General features: G+C 71.8%; 16 protein-coding genes and 1 riboswitch. Of the genes, 4 read left to right on the plus strand and 12 right to left on the minus strand.

The features are described from left to right. Nucleotides 1–15: 15 nt before the first annotated feature. From ASD90_RS13470 to ASD90_RS24740, 10 genes are all read right to left on the minus strand, one after another. Nucleotides 16–1,074 carry an LLM class flavin-dependent oxidoreductase gene (locus tag ASD90_RS13470; RefSeq protein ID WP_056757241.1) on the minus strand — a complete coding sequence of 353 codons (1,059 nt, stop codon included), beginning with the start codon at nucleotides 1,072–1,074 and terminating at the stop codon, nucleotides 16–18. Next, on the minus strand, nucleotides 1,071–1,841 hold the full coding sequence (locus tag ASD90_RS13475) for a DUF1684 domain-containing protein (protein WP_056757244.1): 771 nt from the start codon (nucleotides 1,839–1,841) through the stop codon (nucleotides 1,071–1,073). Before ASD90_RS13475 ends, ASD90_RS13470 begins: the two co-directional genes overlap by 4 nt. Further along, nucleotides 1,838–2,983, minus strand: a complete 1,146-nt coding sequence (locus ASD90_RS13480; RefSeq protein WP_056757246.1) for an LLM class flavin-dependent oxidoreductase — start codon at nucleotides 2,981–2,983, stop codon at nucleotides 1,838–1,840. The genes ASD90_RS13475 and ASD90_RS13480 overlap by 4 nt, the downstream gene beginning before the upstream one ends. Continuing rightward, the gene (locus ASD90_RS13485) at nucleotides 2,973–4,976 is read right to left on the minus strand and encodes an FAD/NAD(P)-binding domain-containing protein (protein WP_056757250.1); all 2,004 of its coding nucleotides are present in this window, start codon (nucleotides 4,974–4,976) and stop codon (nucleotides 2,973–2,975) included. Before ASD90_RS13485 ends, ASD90_RS13480 begins: the two co-directional genes overlap by 11 nt. Beyond that, nucleotides 4,973–6,103 carry an NADPH-dependent FMN reductase gene (ssuE, locus tag ASD90_RS13490; RefSeq protein ID WP_056757253.1) on the minus strand — a complete coding sequence of 377 codons (1,131 nt, stop codon included), beginning with the start codon at nucleotides 6,101–6,103 and terminating at the stop codon, nucleotides 4,973–4,975. Before ssuE ends, ASD90_RS13485 begins: the two co-directional genes overlap by 4 nt. 9 nt (nucleotides 6,104–6,112) lie before the next feature. Beyond that, nucleotides 6,113–7,144, minus strand: a complete 1,032-nt coding sequence (locus tag ASD90_RS13495; protein WP_056757256.1) for a transporter substrate-binding domain-containing protein — start codon at nucleotides 7,142–7,144, stop codon at nucleotides 6,113–6,115. 32 nt (nucleotides 7,145–7,176) lie between these two features. After that, entirely contained in the window at nucleotides 7,177–8,181 is a 1,005-nt protein-coding gene (locus tag ASD90_RS13500; RefSeq protein ID WP_157623178.1) for an ABC transporter substrate-binding protein, read from the minus strand. Between the two features lie 88 nt (nucleotides 8,182–8,269). Then, nucleotides 8,270–9,031: an amino acid ABC transporter ATP-binding protein gene (locus tag ASD90_RS13505; protein ID WP_056757262.1), complete on the minus strand. Its 762-nt coding sequence runs from the start codon at nucleotides 9,029–9,031 to the stop codon at nucleotides 8,270–8,272. After that, nucleotides 9,028–10,092, minus strand: coding sequence for an amino acid ABC transporter permease (locus ASD90_RS13510; RefSeq protein WP_056757265.1), 1,065 nt, complete (start codon nucleotides 10,090–10,092; stop codon nucleotides 9,028–9,030). The genes ASD90_RS13505 and ASD90_RS13510 overlap by 4 nt, the downstream gene beginning before the upstream one ends. A gap of 163 nt (nucleotides 10,093–10,255) precedes the next feature. Further along, complete coding sequence (locus ASD90_RS24740) at nucleotides 10,256–10,339, minus strand: putative leader peptide (protein ID WP_369791901.1); 84 nt, start codon at nucleotides 10,337–10,339, stop codon at nucleotides 10,256–10,258. 33 nt (nucleotides 10,340–10,372) lie between these two features. After that, a riboswitch (SAM riboswitch) is annotated at nucleotides 10,373–10,485 on the minus strand. Nucleotides 10,486–10,781: 296 nt separating this feature from the next. Here ASD90_RS24740 and ASD90_RS13515 point away from each other — a divergent pair. Both ASD90_RS13515 and ASD90_RS13520 read left to right on the plus strand, forming a co-directional pair. Further along, nucleotides 10,782–12,005: an acyltransferase gene (locus ASD90_RS13515; RefSeq protein ID WP_056757268.1), complete on the plus strand. Its 1,224-nt coding sequence runs from the start codon at nucleotides 10,782–10,784 to the stop codon at nucleotides 12,003–12,005. Beyond that, nucleotides 12,002–13,393: an acyltransferase gene (locus ASD90_RS13520; protein WP_056757271.1), complete on the plus strand. Its 1,392-nt coding sequence runs from the start codon at nucleotides 12,002–12,004 to the stop codon at nucleotides 13,391–13,393. The genes ASD90_RS13515 and ASD90_RS13520 overlap by 4 nt, the downstream gene beginning before the upstream one ends. 82 nt (nucleotides 13,394–13,475) lie before the next feature. Here ASD90_RS13520 and rpsA read toward each other — a convergent pair whose 3' ends face one another. Further along, nucleotides 13,476–14,987, minus strand: a complete 1,512-nt coding sequence (rpsA, locus tag ASD90_RS13525) for a 30S ribosomal protein S1 (RefSeq protein WP_056757274.1) — start codon at nucleotides 14,985–14,987, stop codon at nucleotides 13,476–13,478. Between the two features lie 172 nt (nucleotides 14,988–15,159). On the opposite strand from rpsA, the gene ASD90_RS13530 reads away from it, so the two are divergent. Next, complete coding sequence (locus ASD90_RS13530; protein ID WP_056757277.1) at nucleotides 15,160–15,981, plus strand: class I SAM-dependent methyltransferase; 822 nt, start codon at nucleotides 15,160–15,162, stop codon at nucleotides 15,979–15,981. A gap of 93 nt (nucleotides 15,982–16,074) precedes the next feature. Here the strand turns inward: ASD90_RS13530 and ASD90_RS13535 are convergent, their stop codons facing one another. Further along, on the minus strand, nucleotides 16,075–16,992 hold the full coding sequence (locus ASD90_RS13535) for a DUF3068 domain-containing protein (RefSeq protein ID WP_056757280.1): 918 nt from the start codon (nucleotides 16,990–16,992) through the stop codon (nucleotides 16,075–16,077). Nucleotides 16,993–17,208: 216 nt separating this feature from the next. Between ASD90_RS13535 and ASD90_RS13540 the strand changes: the two genes are divergently transcribed. Continuing rightward, complete coding sequence (locus ASD90_RS13540) at nucleotides 17,209–18,387, plus strand: acyltransferase (protein WP_056757283.1); 1,179 nt, start codon at nucleotides 17,209–17,211, stop codon at nucleotides 18,385–18,387. Nucleotides 18,388–18,399 lie beyond the last annotated feature (12 nt).

Genomic DNA, 18,399 nt, shown 5'->3' on the forward strand with positions numbered 1-18,399 from the left:
TGCGGCTTTGGTGCGTCAGGCATTCAACGCGTGTCTGAACTCCTGTCGCGACGGGTGCTCGCGGCGCACGACGGGCGCGACGTCGGCGAAGAACCGATCGATGCTGCGTCGCGTGACGGCCTCCGGTAGGCCCGGCACGTCGAGCGAGACGCCCGAGAGCTCGTGGCCGAACGCCTCGCGGTACCGACCGATCTTGTCGACGACCTCGGCGGGCGAACCGATGAGCGCGGAGCTGTCCCGGGCGTACTCCTCGACGGTCGTGAAGGGCAGCCGGTTGTGGACCGCGCCGGGTGAGCGCCGGAACGCCTCGAAGGCAGGCTCGTAGAGGCGCAGCGCCGCCTGGGTCGTGTCGGCGACGAGCAGGCCGAGGAACCCGGCACCGACGACCGCGTCCGCCGGGTCGTGGCCGTGCGCCTCCCACCGCTCGCGGTAGTGACGCACGAGGGCTGCGTACTTCGTTAGTGGGTGGAAGCCGTTGGCGGAGAAGAGCGGGTCGCCCCAGCGCGCCGCGAGCTCGGTCGACTCGGTGGAGCTGGCGGAGCCGTGCCAGACGGGAATCGGCTGCTGGAGCGGCCGCGGCTGCGTGGTCGCGTCGACGAGCGGGGGCCGGAACCGGCCTGACCACGTCACGCGCTCCTCGCGCCACAGCCGCCGGAGCAGCTCGTACTTCTCGGCGTTGCGTTCCCACTGCCCCTCGAGGTCGAGCCCGAAGAGGGCGTTCTGGTCCGGGTCGTTGCCCTTGCCGATGACGACGTCGAGCCGTCCGCCGCTCAGGTGGTCGAGGGTGGCGTAGTCCTCGGCGACGCGGACCGGGTCGAGGAGCGAGAGCACCGTGACGGTCGTCATGAGGCGGATGCGAGTGGTGCGCGCCGCGAGGTGGGCGAGGACGACGGGCGGCGAGGAGGAGACGAAGCGCTGGGCGTGCCGCTCCCCCACGCCGAACGCGTCGAACCCGAGCTGTTCGGCCCACTCGGCCTGGTGCGCGACGTGCTCGAAAGCCTGCGTCTGGGTGCGCGCGACTCCGGTGACCGGGTCGGGGCTCGTGTCGAGCAGCGTGTAGGTGGCGAACCTCATGCCGGCCGCTTCTCCCCTGCCGTGACGGGGACGGCGATGCGGTTGCCCGTGACGGGCCCCGGGCACGTGCCATGGGCCGTGAAGGCGAAGGGAAGGTTGACCGCGCGGTTGAAGTCGACGACGACGTTGCCGTCGGGGTCCGGCGCCGACGTCGTGACGGTGCGCCAGGGCGCCGAGGCATCACCGTTCGTCGTGTCGTGGAAGAGCAGCCCCAGGCCGTCTCCGGCCGCGACCGCGCTGAGTCGGTGGCGCACGCCGTCGATGTCGACGTCGACCGTGCCGACGACGGTGGCGTGCTGCACGAGGTCGTCACGCGCGGTGCGCACCGCCACCCGCGCCGGGCGGTCGGACGGCGTGAACCGGCCGGGTCGCACCCAGTCGGGGTCGTGCTCCCACGTCGGCACGCCGCGGAAGCCCAACCGCGTCGGTGCCTGTGGGTCACGGGTGCGCACGGCGAGCCTCCCGCCCCTTCGGAGCAGCTCGACGACGCGGTCCCCGTGCCTCACCCAGAGTCGCGAACCCGACTCCTCGACGTCCGCCGTGGCCCGTCCGGCGATCGGTTCGTCCCCGACCCGGAGGGACTCACCGGGTTCCGCCTCGACATGGGCTCCGGAGTCGTCCGCCCACCAGCGGCCCGGGAGGCCGGGCAGGCTCGCCGCCTGGTCAGGGAGCCAGGCGAACGCGGTCAGCGAGAGCCAGCCGTGCTCCTGGGCGAGGTCGGTCTCCCGCGCGGTGCGCCACGCGAGCCACTCGTCCGTGGCGCTCATGCGACGGCCGCCCGGTCGGCCGTGTCGGCCGTGTCGGCCGTGGCCGCGGCCGCCTCCCGACGCGCGACCTCGTCGCGCACGAGCGGGATGACGTGCCGCCCGAAGTCCACGGCGTCGTCGTAGAGGTGGTAGCCGCGGGCCGAGAAGATCCGCACCCCGAGGTCGTAGTAGTCGAGCAACGCCGCTGCGACGGTCTCGGGGGTGCCGACGAGGGCCGTGGAGTTCCCGCCTCCCCCCGTGGCGGCCGACGTCGCGGTCCAGAGGGCACGGTCGTGGCGCTCCCCCGACTCCGCGGCCGCCAGCAGCCGCTGCGACCCTGCGTTCTCGGGCTGGGAGCCGTTGCGGCGCAAGCGTCCCCGCGAAGCAGAGCCTCCGGCGGCTCTGTGCGCCCGGATGTCGCCGAGGGTGCGCTCGGCCTTGTCCCAGGCCAGCTCGTCCGTGGCTCCGAGGATCGGCCGGAAGGCGACCTGGATCGTCGGCAGGGCACGCCCGGCATGGGCGGCGGCAGCGCGGATCGTCTCGATCTGCTCCGCCGTGCCGGCGAGCGGCTCGCCCCACAGCGCGAAGACGTCAGCCTCCTGCGCACCGACGGCGTATGCCGCCGGGCTCGACCCGCCGAAGGAGATCCGCGGGCGCGGGGACTGGAGCGGCTTGATGTCGGCGAGGAAGCCCTCGAAACGGTAGTGCTCGCCGTCGAAGTCGAACGGCTCGTCGCTCGTCCACGCCTGCTTGAGGATCTGGATGAACTCCCTCGTGCGGGCGTACCGGGCGTCCTTGTCGAGGTGGTCACCCTCCGCGGCCTGGTCCGCGGTGCTGCCTCCGGTGATGACGTGCACCTCGAAGCGGCCGTCGCTGATGTGGTCGAGCGTGGCGAAGGTCTTCGCCGTCAGGGTGGGGTAGGCCGTGTTGGGCCGGTGCGCGACGACGAGGTTGAGCCGGTCGGTGTTCGCCGCGACGTGGGCGGCGACCTGTGCGGGGTCGGGTGAGCCGGAGTGGTAGGCGAAGAGGACGCGGTCCCAGCCGTTGTCCTCGTGGGCGCGGGCGAGCTTCGTGGCGTACGACAGGTCGAGGGCGCCCGCGCTGCGTGCGGTCGTCTCCGTGCCGTCGTGGTTGGCGGCGATGCCGAGGAACTCAACTGGCATGACGGTGGTCCTTCTCTCTCGGGGTGTCTCGGGGGTCGTGCTGCGGTCGGTGGGCGTCGTCGTGGTCCCGCACGTGGACCGGTGCCCTGCGTGGCGGTCGGTGCGACGAGGAGCTGATGAGGTGCGCGGGCGTGGTGCGCCCTGCCAGGGCGACCGTGAGCAGGTCTCGGGCGACGGCGTCGTTCTGGCGGAACCCCGGCCCGTTGAAGCGGGGCCGGGAGAAGCCTCCGGCGCCGACGGACCCCGACACCGCGGGGCCGACGAGGTAGCGGTGCGGGTGCACGCTGCCGTCGGCACGGACGGCCCGCGCCCGGGCGTCGTCGACGAGCTGCCCCGCGCCGAGAGCGGTCCCGTCGGAAGCCGTGACGGGCCGCGAGCGCAGCTCGCCCGAGGCCAGCAGCCCGGCGACGAGGGGGTCGGTGACGAGGGCGCTGTCGGGTCGGGGCAGCCTCGCGTCGACGGCTGCCCGGGCCCGCACCTCACGGTCTCCGGAGCGCCCGACGAAGGCACCGTCCTCGATGACGAGCTCGAGGTGCGGGCCGAGGAACCGGACGATGCCCGCCCGGTGCAGCGCCAGCAGCTCGGCGAGCCGACGCGGCGGAGGTCCGCTGGCCAGGAACGAGAAGAGCCCGTGGAAGTGCCCCTCCACGTGCCGCACCCGGTCCTCGTCGAGGAGGCGACCGGTCACGACGAGCTCGGTCAGGACGGCATACACCGCGAGGAGCGTGTCGAAGACGGCCCGGTCGCTCGACCGCGACGGGTCGGCGCGACGGGTCAGGTCGTGTCCGACGTGCTCTGCGACGAGGCGCTCCACCTCGTCGGGCGACGTCCCGTCGTGGAGGACGGCGTCGAGCGGCCGGTCGATGCGGTGGATGTCGAAGACGTCCTCGGGGTCGCTCAGGTGCGCCACGGCGACGGCCGTGAGCTCCCCGTTCGTGACGTCGGCCTTGGCGAGGGCGCGCTCGAGGGCCTCGAGGGTGCCTCGGGTCCGCTCCGGGTGGGCCTCGAAGAGCCGGCGGTAGTGCGCCGCCGCGAGCTCGAGCACGACGAGCGGCCAGACCTGGCTCCGGTAGTCGAGGACCGACGCGCCGCCGCCGAGGGTGGCGAGGCGCTCACGGGTCAGGTGTCGCAGCGGGGCCGGTCCGGCGACACCCTCGCGGACCTCGTAGCCGAGCTTGGCGTGGTAGGGCACGCCGCGACGTGACCCCACGTGGAGCACCGGCTCACGGCCGCTCGGGTGGTAGGTCAGCTGCGTGCCGTCGCCGGTGAACGTGCCGCCGCGGCCTTCGCCGAGAAGGACGACGAGGTCGACGAACGCCAGGCCCATCCCGCGGACGACGACGGGCTCCCCCGGCTGCAGCCCGTCGAGGTCGAGGTCGGCCGTGTGCCCCGGGGGGACGTAGGTGAGTCCATGTGCGGCCGCGACGTCGAGGAGACGTTGCTCGCCCGGGGCGGGAGCCTGGTCGAGATACCCCTGCGCGAGCACGACGACGTCCGCCTCCAGGTGCCGCCCGTCGGCCAGGCCGACGCGTTGGGACCCGCCGCGGTCGACGAGTCCGACGGCCCGGCTCGCGTGGACGTGCACGCTGACGGCCTCCGGAAGGGAACCGACGACTCGTCCCCAGGCCCAGTCGAGGTAGTCCGCCTGGACGACGCGGGGCGCGAAGGAGCGGGCAGACAGCCCGGCCGCCGCGGCGCTCGCCTCGGGACCGGCCGCCCACTCGGACAGGGACGGCCCCGGCACGACCGGTCCCTCGCACGTGACCGACTCGTCCGTGAAGACCGTGACGTCCTGCGCCTCGGAGTTCATCCAGAGCAGGGGCGACTGGGCTGCCCGCCAGATCCGACCGGTGCCCGGCGGGTGCGGGTCGACGACGTGCACCTCGACCCGCTCCCCCGGCGTGCCGACCACGCCCGCGTTGGCGCCGAGGCGCTCGACGAGGCCGAGCGCCCGCGGTCCGGCCCCCACGACGACGATCCGTCGGCCGGTCACGCCGCACCCCAGTCCCGGTACGAGCGCAGCCCGGGCGACCCGGCGGACACGCCGGGCACGGCGGGCACGGCGGACGCGCCCGATAGGACCGTCCCCGCCGGAAGCTCCTTGTCGAAGGCGTGCGGGCCGATCGACTCGGGGTCGGCGTGCAGGTCGAAGGCCGGGAGGTAGCCGGCTGCGAGGTAGAGCGCGCGTGCCTCGGGCTGGCGTGGCCCCGTGGTGAGGTGGATCCTCCGGTACCCGAGCCCCGCGGCGGCCTTCTCGAGCTCGATCAGGACCCTGCGGGCGAGTCCCTGACGACGGAACTGGGCGTGGGTCCAGACCCGCTTCACCTCGGCGGTCTCGTCGTCGTGGCGGCGGATCGCCCCGCCGGCGATCGTCTGCCCGCCTCGGAGCACGACGACGAACGCCCCGTGGGGTCCCTCGAAGTCGCTGACCGGGACCTCTGTCAGCTGCGTGTGGGGCGTCGACAGCCCGTAGCGCGTGCCGTACTCGACGACGAGGTCCTCGAGGAGCGGGGCCGCGACGTCGTCGTGCGGGGACACGCGCAGCACGACGTCGTCGTCGTCGAGGGCCGGCACCTTGTCGCGGCGGTGCCGCGCGACGTGCGTGAGGAACGACTCCGTGACCTGGTGGAGGGCTCGGGAGGCGGACTCCGAGAGCAGCACGCCGCCGTCGGCGGGGAAGACCTGCACGTCGGAGGCCAGCACGAACCAGCCCTGGGTCACGTGCTCCGCGCCGAGCGAGACGAGCACCGGCCGCAGGGCGTAGTCGACGGCGAGCACGTGCGCCGCACTGCCGCCGGTGGCGACGGGAAGCACCGACTTGCCCCGCAGTGCGTACTGCGGGAGCAGGTCGAGCAGCGTCTTGAGCAGCCCGGTGTAGGCCGCCTTGTAGACCGGTGTCGTGACGACGACGGCGTCCGCCGCCTCGATCTGCGCCACGACCGCCGCGATCTGCGGGTCGGTGGCGTCGGCACGCAGCAGCGCCTCCGGGGGCAGGTCGCGCACGACGACGCGCTGGACGGCGTGGCCGCGCACGTCGAGACGGCGTTCGATGTGGCCGAGGACGGCATCCGTGCGGGACGCCACCGACGGGCTCGAGGCGATGGTGACGATGGTGGCCATGTCAGCGCCTCACTTCGCCGAGGTCTCGGTGGGCTTGGGCAGCCCGGCGGGGTTGACCTCGGAGGCGGGCACCGCCTCCGCGGTGAGGCCCCACCGGGCGAGGACCTTGCCGTAGCTGCCGTCCGCGATGGCGGCGTTGATGGCGTCCGCGATCGGCTTGGCCAGGCCGTTGCCCTTCTTCGTCAGCACACCGACCTTCCCGGGGATCGGGAAGCTCGACGACACGGTGCCGACGATCTGCGTCCTGCCCGCCGTGACGACGTGGTAGGTCGCGGTCGGGTTCGGGCCGAGGTAGAGGTCGATGCGACCGGAGTCGAGGGCGAGGTAGTACTCCGTCGTGCCCTGGTAGTAGACGAGCTCGGCGGGCGCGCGTCCGGCCTTCTCGTTCTCCTCGTTCCAGCGCAGCAGGATCGCCTCCTGCAGGGTCCCCGACCCGACGGCCACCTTCTTGCCCGAGATGTCGGCCGGCCCCCGCACCTGCAGCGTCGAGCCCTTCTTGGCCTCGAACGCGTGCAGCCCGAGCCGGTACGTCGCGAAGTCGTACTTCTCCTTTCGCTCCTCGGAGACGCCGACGTTGGAGATCGCGACCTGGTACTTGCCCGAGTCGGTGCCGATAAAGAGGTTCTCCCAGCTCGTCGTCTGCACGTCGGCCTCGAGGCCGAGGACGTCGGCGACGAGGTGGGCGACGTCGACCTCCACCCCGATCGGCGTCGTGTTGTCGTCGGCCGTGAACGCCAGAGGGGGTATGCCGCCGCCCGCGCCGCCGCTGCCGATGACCAGGGTGCCCCTGGCCTTGACGTCGGCCGGCAGGGTCGCGGCGATCTCCGGGTGCAGGGTGCCCGCCGGGCGCTTCGCGTTCGCCGAGGTGTCGAACGAGACGGGGAGGACCTTCGAGTCGCCGAGTGCCTTCGGGTCCACCTGCGTCGTCCCGGTGCTGACCGGGTCGGCGCAGGCTCCGAGCACACCGACGGTCGACAGGAGGGCGGCCGCGACGACGATCGCACGGCGGCCAGCAGGCGCATGGGTCTTGCTGTGGTGCATGATGATTCGTCTCCTGGGGTGGTGTGGGTGGCTCAGTCGGTCTTGGGCAGGCCGGGCGGGTTGACCTCGGACTTCGCGAGCCCCTCGGTGCTGAGGTTCCAGCGCTGGAGGACCTTCGCGTAGCTGCCGTCGGCGATCGCCGAGTTGATGGCGGCGGCGTAGGGCGCGGCGAGGCCGGAGCCCTTCCTCGTCAGCACGGCGATGAGTCCCTGCAGGGACTCCCCGGCGCCCGAGAAGTGACCGATGGCCTCGGTCTGCCCGGCGGTCGCGACGTGGTAGGCGACGCTCGGGTTGGGGCCGAAGTACGCGTCGATCCGGTGCGACGACAGCGCGAGGTAGTAGTCCGTCTGCGACTGGAAGTACTTCACCTCGGCGGGTGCGAGCCCGGCCTTGATGTTGGCCTCGTTCCAGTCGAGGAGGATCTTCTCCTGGTTGGTGCCGGAGCCGACGGCGATGGTCTTGCCGGCGATGTCCCTGCCGCTCGTGACCTTCCACGTGCCGCCCTTGGGCGCCTCGAAGGCGAGGTCGTCCTTGCGGTAGGTCGCGAAGTCGTACTTCTCCTTGCGCTCCTCCGTGACCGTGACGTTCGTCAGGGCCACGTCGTAGCGACCGGAGTCGATGCCGAGGAAGACGTTCTCCCAGCTCGTCGCGGGCGTCTCGACCCTGAGGCCGAGCTTGTCGGCGAAGAGGTGCGCGAGGTCGACCTCGACGCCGATGACGGTCTTGTCGTCGTCGGCCGTGAAGACGAGCGGCGGCGTGCCGCCACCCGCCCCGGCGTTGGCGGCCGTGATCGTGCCCCGCTCCCGGATGGCCGCCGGCAGCAGGGCCGCGGCCTGCTCGTCCTTCGTGGTCGTGATGCGCTTCTGGTCCGGCGAGGTGTTGACGCCCGCGACGGCTGCCGCGGCCGGGTCGGCCGAAACGCCCGAGCTGGCCTCTGCGGCTCCGGAGCAGCCGGTGAGCGCGACGGAGGCGGCGACCGCGAGGGCGGTGACGGCATACGTCGTCGGGCGGTGGACGGTGTGGGGACGTGCGGGCATGAGGACTCCTCTCGGCACCCGATGGGTGCGAGTCATGGATGGCCGGTACGGCCTGAGGGGTGGTGGGGTGGTGGGGTGGTGGGCGGCGTCAGAGGACGCGGTCGAGGAAGGCGCGGGTGCGTGCGTGGGCGGGGTGGTCGATGACCTGCTCGGGCGGTCCCTGCTCGACGATGCGGCCCCCGTCGAGGAAGACGACCGTGTCGGCGACCTCGCGGGCGAAGCCGACCTCGTGCGTCACGACGACGAGGGTGGCACCGTCGCGGGCGAGCTCCTTGATGACGGCGAGGACCTCGCCGACGAGCTCGGGGTCGAGGGCTGAGGTGGGCTCGTCGAAGAGGATGACGTCGGGGTGCAGGGCCAGGGCGCGGGCGATGGCGACCCGTTGCTGCTGGCCACCGGAGAGCTGACGCGGATAGGCGGCCGCCTTGTCCCCCAGACCGACCCGCGCGAGCAGGGCCCGGGCCTCGACCTCCACCTCGGACCGTCGCCGGCGCTGCGCCGACACCGGCGCCTCGACGACGTTCTCGAGGACGGTGAGGTGCGGGAAGAGGTTGAACTGCTGGAAGACGAAGCCGATGCGGCTGCGCTGGCGCAGGATGTCCCGCTCGGGCAGCTCGTGCAGGCGCTCACCCACCTGCCGGTAGCCGATGAGCGTCCCGTTGACGCGCACCTGACCCCGGTCGATCTTCTCCAGGTGGTTGATGGTCCGCAGCAGCGTGGACTTGCCCGATCCCGACGGACCGAGGATGACGGTCACGGTGCCCTCGGCGAGCTCGAGGTCGACGTCGTCGAGCACCCGGTGGCCCCCGAACGACTTCGTGACGCCGCGCAGGTCGACGACGGCGGTCATCGGACAGCCTGCTCGGGACGACGGGTGGCCTGCGATGCCTGCGTGGCGAACCCGGCCCACCGGGCACGCAGCCGCTGGAGCGGCGTCGGGGGCAGGGAACGGGCGCTGCCCCGGGCGAAGTGGCGCTCGACGTAGTACTGGCCGACCGACAGCAGCGTCGTGAGGATGATGTACCAGACCGTCGCCACGAGCAGGAGGGGCACGACCCGGGAGTTGCGGCCGTAGATCACCTGCACCTGGTAGAAGAGCTCCGGGATCGCGAGGACCGAGACGATCGAGGTGCCCTTGAAGAGGCTGATGACCTCGTTCGCGGCGTTGGGCAGGATCGAGCGCATCGCCTGCGGCAGCACGATCCTCGTGAGCTGACGGCGCCGCGGGATACCTAGCGCCGACGCCGCCTCGCGCTGCCCCTCGTCGACGGAGAGGATGCCTCCGCGGATGATCTCTGCCGCGTAGGCCGCCTGGTGCAGGGCGAGGCCGAGCACGGCCGCGCCGAGGGCCCCGAGGAGGTCGTTGGTCTCGACGCTGGCGAAGGACGGGCCGAACGGCACGCCGACGCTGATGGTCTGGTAGAGGTAGGCGATGTTGAACCAGAAGAGCAGCTGCACGATGAGCGGGATCGACCGGAACGCCCAGATGTAGGCCCACGCCACGGTCCGCAGGAACGCGTTGGACGAGAGACGCATCGCCGCGAGGACGAGCCCCAGGGCGAAGCCGGCCACGGTCCCGAGGACGGTTAGCTGGATGGTCGTGCCGAGGGCCCGGATGACGGTCTCGGTCGCGAAGTAGCGACCGAAGGTCGGCCAGTCCCAGCCGGGGTTGGTCGCCAGGCCGTTGACGAACATCGCGACGAGCAGGCCCACTCCGGCGACGCCGACCCACGTCCAGGGGTTGCGACGCGGGACGACGGCGAGGACCGGCCGGTCGACGGACGGCGTGACGGTGTGCGGGGCTGGTGGGGTCGCAGGGTGGTCCGCGCCGGTCGGCGGGACGGGCTCGGTCGCCCGTGGCGACGGAGGTGCCGTCGGCGCCGAGCGCCGGACGGTCGAGAGTGATGGCACGTGGGGCTCCTGGAGGGATCGCTCGGGCACCCGTCACCGGGGACGGGTGGCAGGGAGGCGGCGTGCGCCGCGTGGGGTGCGTGCTGGCGCCTGTCCCTGCGGGATCACCGCTGGGGCCATGGGCGCCGACCGGCCGGCCGAGGAGTCGGCGACCGAGACGTCGTCAGGGACGACAGAGCGCGCTGGACACGCGGAGCAGGTCGACGTGGCGGCGTAGCACCAGGTGGGTGCTCGTCGTGCGCGCCATGTCGGCTCCTCGGTCCGGGACCCGACCACAGCGAGTCCGCGCTTGCCGTCGCCTGCTGGCGACGGCCTGGTCCTCACCCGGAGCACCCCGCCGCGGTGGAGGGTTGCTGTCCAGCGAGCCGGGGCTTGGCACTGGAGCTCTTGACCTGTGGACGACACTACGAAGGGCGCGTGGCACCCGTCAATCGCCGAATCGGGCACTTCCTCGGCACCAGGACCGGGTGCGCACCCGCCGTCGGAACCTTGTATTCCCTTGCCTCCCAATGGATTTCCAGCATGGCAACGGACTGTCGACGGACTTAATTCCTAGTAATCCAGTCGGAAATAGGCTCAGGCCCTTCTTGCATCCTGAGACAGCAGGCTCGCCTCGGCGCGTCGCCCACCGTCCCGCAGCCTCGACGACCCCCGCCACTCCCGGGCTACCACCGGGTAGTCTCACGCGCGTGACTGCCGGACCAGGTCGCACTGACGCGCCCGCCACGACCCCACCGACACCCGTCGGCCCCGGGTCGACCCGACGCATCGCCGCGCTCGACGGGCTGCGCGGGATCGTCATCGTCCTCGTCGTGCTCGGTCACGCCAACGGCAACCTGTGGCCCACCGACCTCGTCCTCCCCGTCCCGGTCCTCGGCGGCTTCTTCGGAGGTGGCGCCGTGTCGCTGCTCTTCGTCATCGGCGCCGTCATCGTCACGCGGGGCCTGCTGCGGGAGCGCGAGCTCGGCGTCATCGACCCGGTGCGCTTCTACGCCCGACGCGTGGTGCGCCTCGGGGTGCAGCTCGTCCCCTTCACGGTCGCGATCCTCGTGCTGCACCGCATCGACCCCACCGACACGACGAGCGCCCACACGACGAACCAGTCGGTGCTCAATGTCCTGGCCTTCACGTGGAACACCTACACCGAGCAGCACCTCCTCGAGGCCCGCCCCGACTTCTTCCACCTCTGGTACCTCAGCGTCCAGCAGCAGTGCTACCTCCTGCTCCCACTCGTCGTCGTGCTGCTGGGTGCCCGTCGTCGTGCGCTCGCAGCCGCCCTCGCCGCCCTTTTCGTGGCCATCACGGTGTGGCGCTACCACGTCTTCGCGACAGACGGGTGGATCGTCGCGCACAGCTCCACCACGACACGCTCCGACGGCCTCGTGCTGGGCGTGCTCGTCGCGGTGGTGCTGCCGTGGCTGGCGCCCCTGCGTCACCGGGCCGGGCATGCCATGACCGCCAGCGCCGTCGCCCTCGTCGTCCTCGTCGGCAGCCTCCAGGAGCTCCCGCCCTTCCAGTACCTCCACGAGTGGGGCATCGTCTTCACGCTCGTCGGCGGGATCCTCGTGGCGACGATCTTCCTCGACCCCGCTCCCACGGTCGCGTCGCGGGCCCTGTCCACCCGGCCGCTCGGCTACCTCGGGCGCGCGTCGCTCGCCATCTTCATCTGGCACCTCCCGGTCTTCGCCCTCGTCGCCCGGCACACGACCACGTGGCAGTGGCCGACCCGGACTCTCGTCGCCGCCCTCGTGCTCGGCGTCGTCGTGTGGTCCTCCCACCGCTTCATCGAGGAGCCCACCCGGATCTGGCTGGCCACCCACCTCCGGCCGCGCCGGCTCGAGACCGCTCCCGGGCCGGTGCCGGCCAGGACGGCACGCCCGACGTCGCCCGCCGCCCCGGCGGGCGAGCCGTGAGCACGAAGGGGGCGGCGGCGAACACCTCGCCGCCGACCCGACCGGAGCACCCGGCCAGCGCGTCCCGCCTCGCGGTGCTCGACGGCTTCCGCGGGATCGCGATCGTCCTCGTCGTCCTGTCGCACCTCGGCAAGGTCTGGCCGGAGCAGCTGCGCCCCGACCTCGGCCCGCTCGACGGGCTGTTCGCCGCCGGGAGCATCGGGGTGACGATCTTCCTCGTCGTCGGTGGGTTCCTCGTCACCCGGGGCCTGCTCGCGGCCCGGTCCCGCGACGGGCTCCGCGGCCCGGTGGTCTCGTTCACCCGCCGGCTCGTGAGGATCAGCCTGCAGGTCTACCTCCTGCTCGCGGTCGTCGCCGTCGTCGCGGAGATCGACCCGACCGACCCGAACTCCCGCTCCGCCACGAACAGCTCGCTGCTCGCCGTGGCGACGTACTGGTGGAACGTCTACGTCCGCAACCACGCCCTCGACGCCCGCAGCGACCTCGGCCCCCTCTACTACCTCAGCATCGAGCTGCAGTTCTACGTCGTCCTTCTCGTCCTCGTCCTGCTGCTCGCGCGACACCGCCGGCTCCTGGCCGGCCTGCTCGCCGCGGCCATCCCGGTCGTCACGGTCTGGCGCTGGCACGTCTACGACACGCAGGGCTGGTTCGTCGCCTCGCTCATGACCACGACCCGCATGGACGGGCTGCTCTACGGCGCGCTGGCGGCCGTGGTCGTCGACCTGCTCCCGGGCAGGGTCCGGGCCGGTCTCCGTCGCCAGTCGGCGACCCTGGTGGGCGGCTCGCTCCTCGTCGTCGTGGGCGTCGTGGTCTCGTGCGCGTTCTACGACATCGGGGCCTACTTCAAGGTCCAGGGCATCGTGCTCACGGTCGCGTGCGCCCTGCTCGTCCTCGGCTGCGCGAGCCCCCTCGACCCGCAGGCGTATGCCGTCCGCCTCCTCTCGGAGCGCCGGCTCGCGTGGCTCGGGGTGGCGTCGCTCAGCATCTTCGCGTGGCACGTGCCTGTCTTCGAGCTCCTGATGCGCCACACGCCGGACTGGCCCCCGGCGGCACGCACCGCCGTCGCCCTCGGCCTCCTGGCCGCCGTCGTCCACCTCGTCGAGCGCTTCGTCGGGCGGCCGGTCACGGCCGTGGTCGGCCGCGTGGGCCGCACCGTGCGCCTGGCGGACCCGCCCGCCGTGGTGGAGCCGAGCCCTGGGCTGGTCCAGACCTCCCCTGCGCCGCAGCCGGCACCGACGCCGGCCGTGACCGGCTCGTCGACGAGCACCGCCCGACCCGGCCCCTCCCTGCGGCGCTCCTCGGGGACCGTCATCGCGGCCGTCGAGGCACCCGACGACTGGGACGACGGGTTCGAGGACTACGACTACGACGGACCCGTCCGCGACTGACCTCGTCCGCGACCGAGGGCCGGACGCACGAGAGCCCCGGACCGTGACGGTCCGGGGCTCTCGGTGTTGCGGGTGACTGGCGTCAGTTGCCCGTCAGCTTCTCGCGAAGCGCGGCGAGCGCCTCGTCCGAAGCCAGCGTGCCCTCGGCCGGGGCCGGGGCGTTGCGCGGGGCGCGCTCGGCACGGTCGGCGTCGCCGGCCTCGGCGACGTCACCGGTCGCGGACGAGTACGACGTCGCGGAGCCGGCGTTGGCCGCAGCCTCGGCGTCGGCCTTCGTCGCGGCGTCGACCTGGGCCTTGTGGGCCTCCCAGCGAGCGTGGGCGTCGGCGTACTGGCGCTCCCACTTCTCGCGCTGGGCGTCGAAGCCCTCGAGCCACTCGTTCGTCTCCGGGTCGAAGCCCTCGGGGTACTTGTAGTTGCCCTGCTCGTCGTACTCGGCAGCCATGCCGTAGAGGGTCGGGTCGAACTCCGACGCCGCGACGGCCTGGTCGTTGGCCTGCTTGAGCGACAGCGAGATGCGGCGACGCTCGAGGTCGATGTCGATGACCTTGACGAAGATCTCGTCGCCGACGTTGACGACCTGCTCCGGCAGCTCCACGTGGCGCTCGGCCAGCTCGGAGATGTGGACGAGGCCCTCGATGCCGTCCTCGACGCGCACGAACGCACCGAACGGGACGAGCTTGGTGACCTTGCCGGGGACGACCTGGCCGATGGCGTGCGTGCGAGCGAAGTGCTGCCACGGGTCCTCCTGCGTCGCCTTCAGCGACAGGGAGACACGCTCACGGTCCATGTCGACGTCGAGCACCTCGACGGTGACCTCGGTGCCGACCTCGACGACCTCGGACGGGTGGTCGATGTGCTTCCACGACAGCTCGGAGACGTGGACGAGACCGTCGACGCCGCCGAGGTCGACGAACGCGCCGAAGTTGACGATGGAGGACACGACGCCCGAACGGACCTGGCCCTTCTGGAGCTCCTTGAGGAACGTCGTGCGCACCTCGGACTGCGTCTGCTCGAGCCAGGCACGGCGCGACAGGACCACGTTGTTGCGGTTCTTGTCGAGCTCGATGATCTTGGCCTCGATCTCCTTGCCGACGTAGGGCTGGAGGTCGCGGACACGGCGCATCTCGACGAGCGAGGCGGGAAGGAAGCCGCGGAGGCCGATGTCGAGGATGAGTCCACCCTTGACGACCTCGATGACGGTGCCGGTGACGACCCCGTCCTCTTCCTTGACCTTCTCGATCGTGCCCCAGGCGCGTTCGTACTGTGCGCGCTTCTTGGACAGGATGAGACGGCCTTCCTTGTCCTCCTTCTGGAGGACGAGGGCCTCGACCTCGTCACCGACCTTGACGATCTCGCCGGGGTCGACGTCGTGCTTGATGGACAGCTCGCGCGAGGGGATGACGCCCTCGGTCTTGTATCCGATGTCGAGCAGGACCTCGTCCCGGTCGACCTTGACGATCACACCCTCGACGATGTCGCCGTCGTTGAAGTCCTTGATGGTGGCGTCGATCGCCGCAAGGATGTCTTCCTGAGAGCCGATGTCGTTGATGGCGATCTCAGGCGCGGTCTTCTCGACCGTGTTGGCAGTCATGTAGTAGGAACTCCGATTGTGGACAGTTAGATTGGGGACCTCGCGGCGGCGGACCTGACGGCCGCTGCCCCGATGCCTTGTGGACAGGTTCAACATTGATCGTGCGCACACGGATGTGCACGGCAATCCTATCCGCGCTGTCACCAGCCGGTCAAAAGAGAGCACGTATGCCGTGAGCACGCCCACCGAGGCCACCCGCCGTCCCGCTCCCCCGGACGAGACGGCCACGGCCAACCGCACGTGGTGGGACGGCGAGGCGACGTCGTACTACGTCGAGCACGGGTCGTTCCTCGGTGACACCGACTTCGTCTGGGGCCCCGAGCGCCTGCGCGAGGATGACGCCGGACTGCTCGGCGACCCGGAGGGCCAGGTCGTCCTCGAGATCGGCGCCGGCTCGGGGCAGTGCTCGCGCTGGCTCGCCGCCCACGGCGCGACGGTCGTGGCCACCGACCTGTCGGCCGGCATGGTCGCGACGGGCGTGGCCGTCAACGACGCCCTCGCCGACGGACTGGACGAGGCCCTCCGTGTCCCCTTCGCGCAGTGCGACGGACGTGCCCTCCCCTTCGCCGACGCGTCCTTCGACACGGTCTTCACGGCATACGGCGTCGTGCCCTTCGTCGCGGACTCCGACGTCGTCATGGCGGAGGCGGCCCGCGTGCTGCGCCCCGGCGGACGGTTCGTCTTCTCGACGACCCACCCGGTGCGGTGGTCGTTCGCCGACGACCCCGGGGCCGGCGGGCTGACGGCACGTCACTCCTACTTCGACCGCACGCCCTACGTCGAGCAGGACGAGCAGGGCAGGGCGACCTACGTCGAACACCACCGGACGGTCGGCGACCGCGTGCGCGAGATCGCCGCGGCCGGGCTCGTCCTCGTCGACCTCGTCGAACCCGAGTGGCCCGAGGGCCACGAAGAGCCGTGGGGTGGATGGTCGCCCCTGCGCGGTCGGGTCATCCCGGGCACGGCGATCTTCGTCTGTCGCAAGCCCGCCTGACGCGCGGCGACGGGCACGGCGACGGGCGCGACGACTTGCCGCGACGGCCTGCGTCCCGACACCGAGACGGCGCCGGGACGGCGGTCGGACCGGTCAGGCGCCCACCGGAACGCGGTGTCGCGACCCGTCACTCGTTCGGGCATCGCTCTGGCGCAGGACGAAGCCGCCGAAGAGGGCCAGGACCCCGCCGACGAGCCCGACGAGCGGCACGGTCGAGGTGAGCAGGTTGAGCTTGCTCGCGTTGGCCTTGGCGTCCTCGACGTTCTTCGCCACGGTGTCGGGGGTGAACGCGAACGTCAGGTCGAGCACGGTCTGGCCCGACGAGGCCATGCTCCGGGTCTGGTGCTCGCTCTGCTTGAGGATCGAGCCGGTGAGGGCGTCGACCCACATCGTCTTCTCCGTCGAGTACTTCCCGGCGTCCTCACCGATCGTGATGTCACCGTCGATGATGCGCACGACGTACTTGTGCGTCGTGACGCCGTCGAGGTCCTCCTCGCCCTGGAACGTCGCCGGGACCGCGCGGCTGGTCAGGCCGTCCCAGAACTTGTAGTCGGCCTTCTCCGGGTGGAAGGGGAACTTGTTGATGAGCCCCTCGTGCTTCTTCGCGTCGGCGGGTAGGTACTTCGAGTCGTTCACGGCGAGCGCGGTGACGCGGTCGGTGGCGAACACGTCCGTGCCGGCGGACACGAGTCGCTTGTCGGGGTCGTCGGCCGAGACGCAGTCGGGGGCGGTGCCGTCGGGGTCCTTCACGAGGCACGACGAGCTCTCCATGACGACGACGGAGTCGTCGGACTTGGACGTGTCGGAGTGGGTGACGCTCGTCGCCTTGACCGGGGTCTCCTGCAGCGCCGTGCCGTCGAAGAGCTGGGCGTCGCCGGTCAGTCGCGTCACCGAGTTGATGTCGAGCGGGGTCTTCTCGACCTGGCCCGGGACCCAGAACCTGGCGATCAGGCCTCCCACCAGCAGGAAGGACCCCAGGAAGAGCAGGATGATGCTCAAGACCTTGCGCACCGAGCGACCCCTTCGTCGACGGCCGTCTGACCCACGTTCGGGCTTCGTCCGGCTTCAGTTCGGCGAAACCCTACCAGCGAGTACCCCACGGCGACCCGTGCGTGGTCCGTGATGTCGTGCAACGTTTCGGCAACCCTCCCGCCGGCGCCCGAGCCGCGGACGGCAAACCCGCCGTCACGGTGTCCCGGACGCCCGGATGTCACTACAGTGCGGGCCATGAACGCCGAGAAGAAGGACGGCCCCGCGCCGTCGGCACCCCGACGGCTCGCGCCGCTCGACGGAGTGCGCGGCATCGCCATCCTCCTCGTCGTGCTCTCGCACGGATGGGCGCTCTGGCCGACCGCCGGCCTCGAGACCACCCCGGTCGTCGGGCTCTTCCGCGCGGGCAACCTCGCGGTGACGATCTTCTTCGTCGTCGGCGGCTACCTGCTGACGCGCTCGCTCCTCGGGGAGGTCGACCACACCGGTCGGCTCCGGGCGCGCACCGCGACGGTCCGGCGCTGGGCGAGGGTCAGCGCCCACGTCTACGCCCTCGTCGCCGTCGTCCTCATCGTCCACACGCTCGACGACACCGACCTCTACGACCGCTCCAACCTGCGCCAGTCCGCGGTCCGCATCGTCACCTACACGTGGAACTGGTTCCTGCGTGACAGCCCCCTGCTGGCCCGGCCCGACCTCGGACACCTCTGGTACGTCTGCGTCTACCTGCAGGTGACGGTGCTGCTCATCGTCGTCATCAAGCTGCTCGGACGACGTCGCGTCCTGCTCCTCGTGCTGCTGGCCGGCGCGCTCGTGGCCGTCACGCTGTGGCGGGCGTGGGTCGTCGACCACGAGGGCCTCTACAGCGCGCTGCTGCGCACCACGACCCGGATGGACGGCATGCTGTGGGGCGCGCTCGCCGCGGTGGCGATGCCGTGGATCCGCCACCGCATCCGTCGAGCCGCACCCGCCCTCATGCCCGCGGCCCTGCTCGGCCTGGTCGCACTCATGCTGACCACCGGCCACGACGAGACGTACTTCCGCTGGCAGGGCGTGCTCATCAACCTCGCCGCGTTCGCCTTCGTGGTCTCGGCCGTGACGCTGGCCGCCCCGACCCGGCTCAGCGGCGCCCTCTCCTGGCGCCCGTTCGTCGTCCTCGGCAACGCCTCGATGGCGATCTTCGTCTGGCACTACCCGATCTTCTGGGCGGTCACCCGGCACACGACGTCGTGGTCGTGGCCCGCCCGGACGGTCGTCGCCCTCGCGATCACGGCCGCCTTCGTGCTCATGGCCCAGCGGCTCGTCGAGCGCCCGCTCCAGGCGTGGCTCGCCCACCCGCGGTGGGACCGGCGCCGCGCCGCAGCCGCCGAGCCCACCCAGCACACCGAGCCGGCGGCGCCCCCGACCCGACGCTGACCGCGCACCGGG

The sequence above is a fragment of the Terrabacter sp. Root181 genome (assembly GCF_001428505.1).
Classification (GTDB): Bacteria; Actinomycetota; Actinomycetes; order Actinomycetales; family Dermatophilaceae; genus Terrabacter.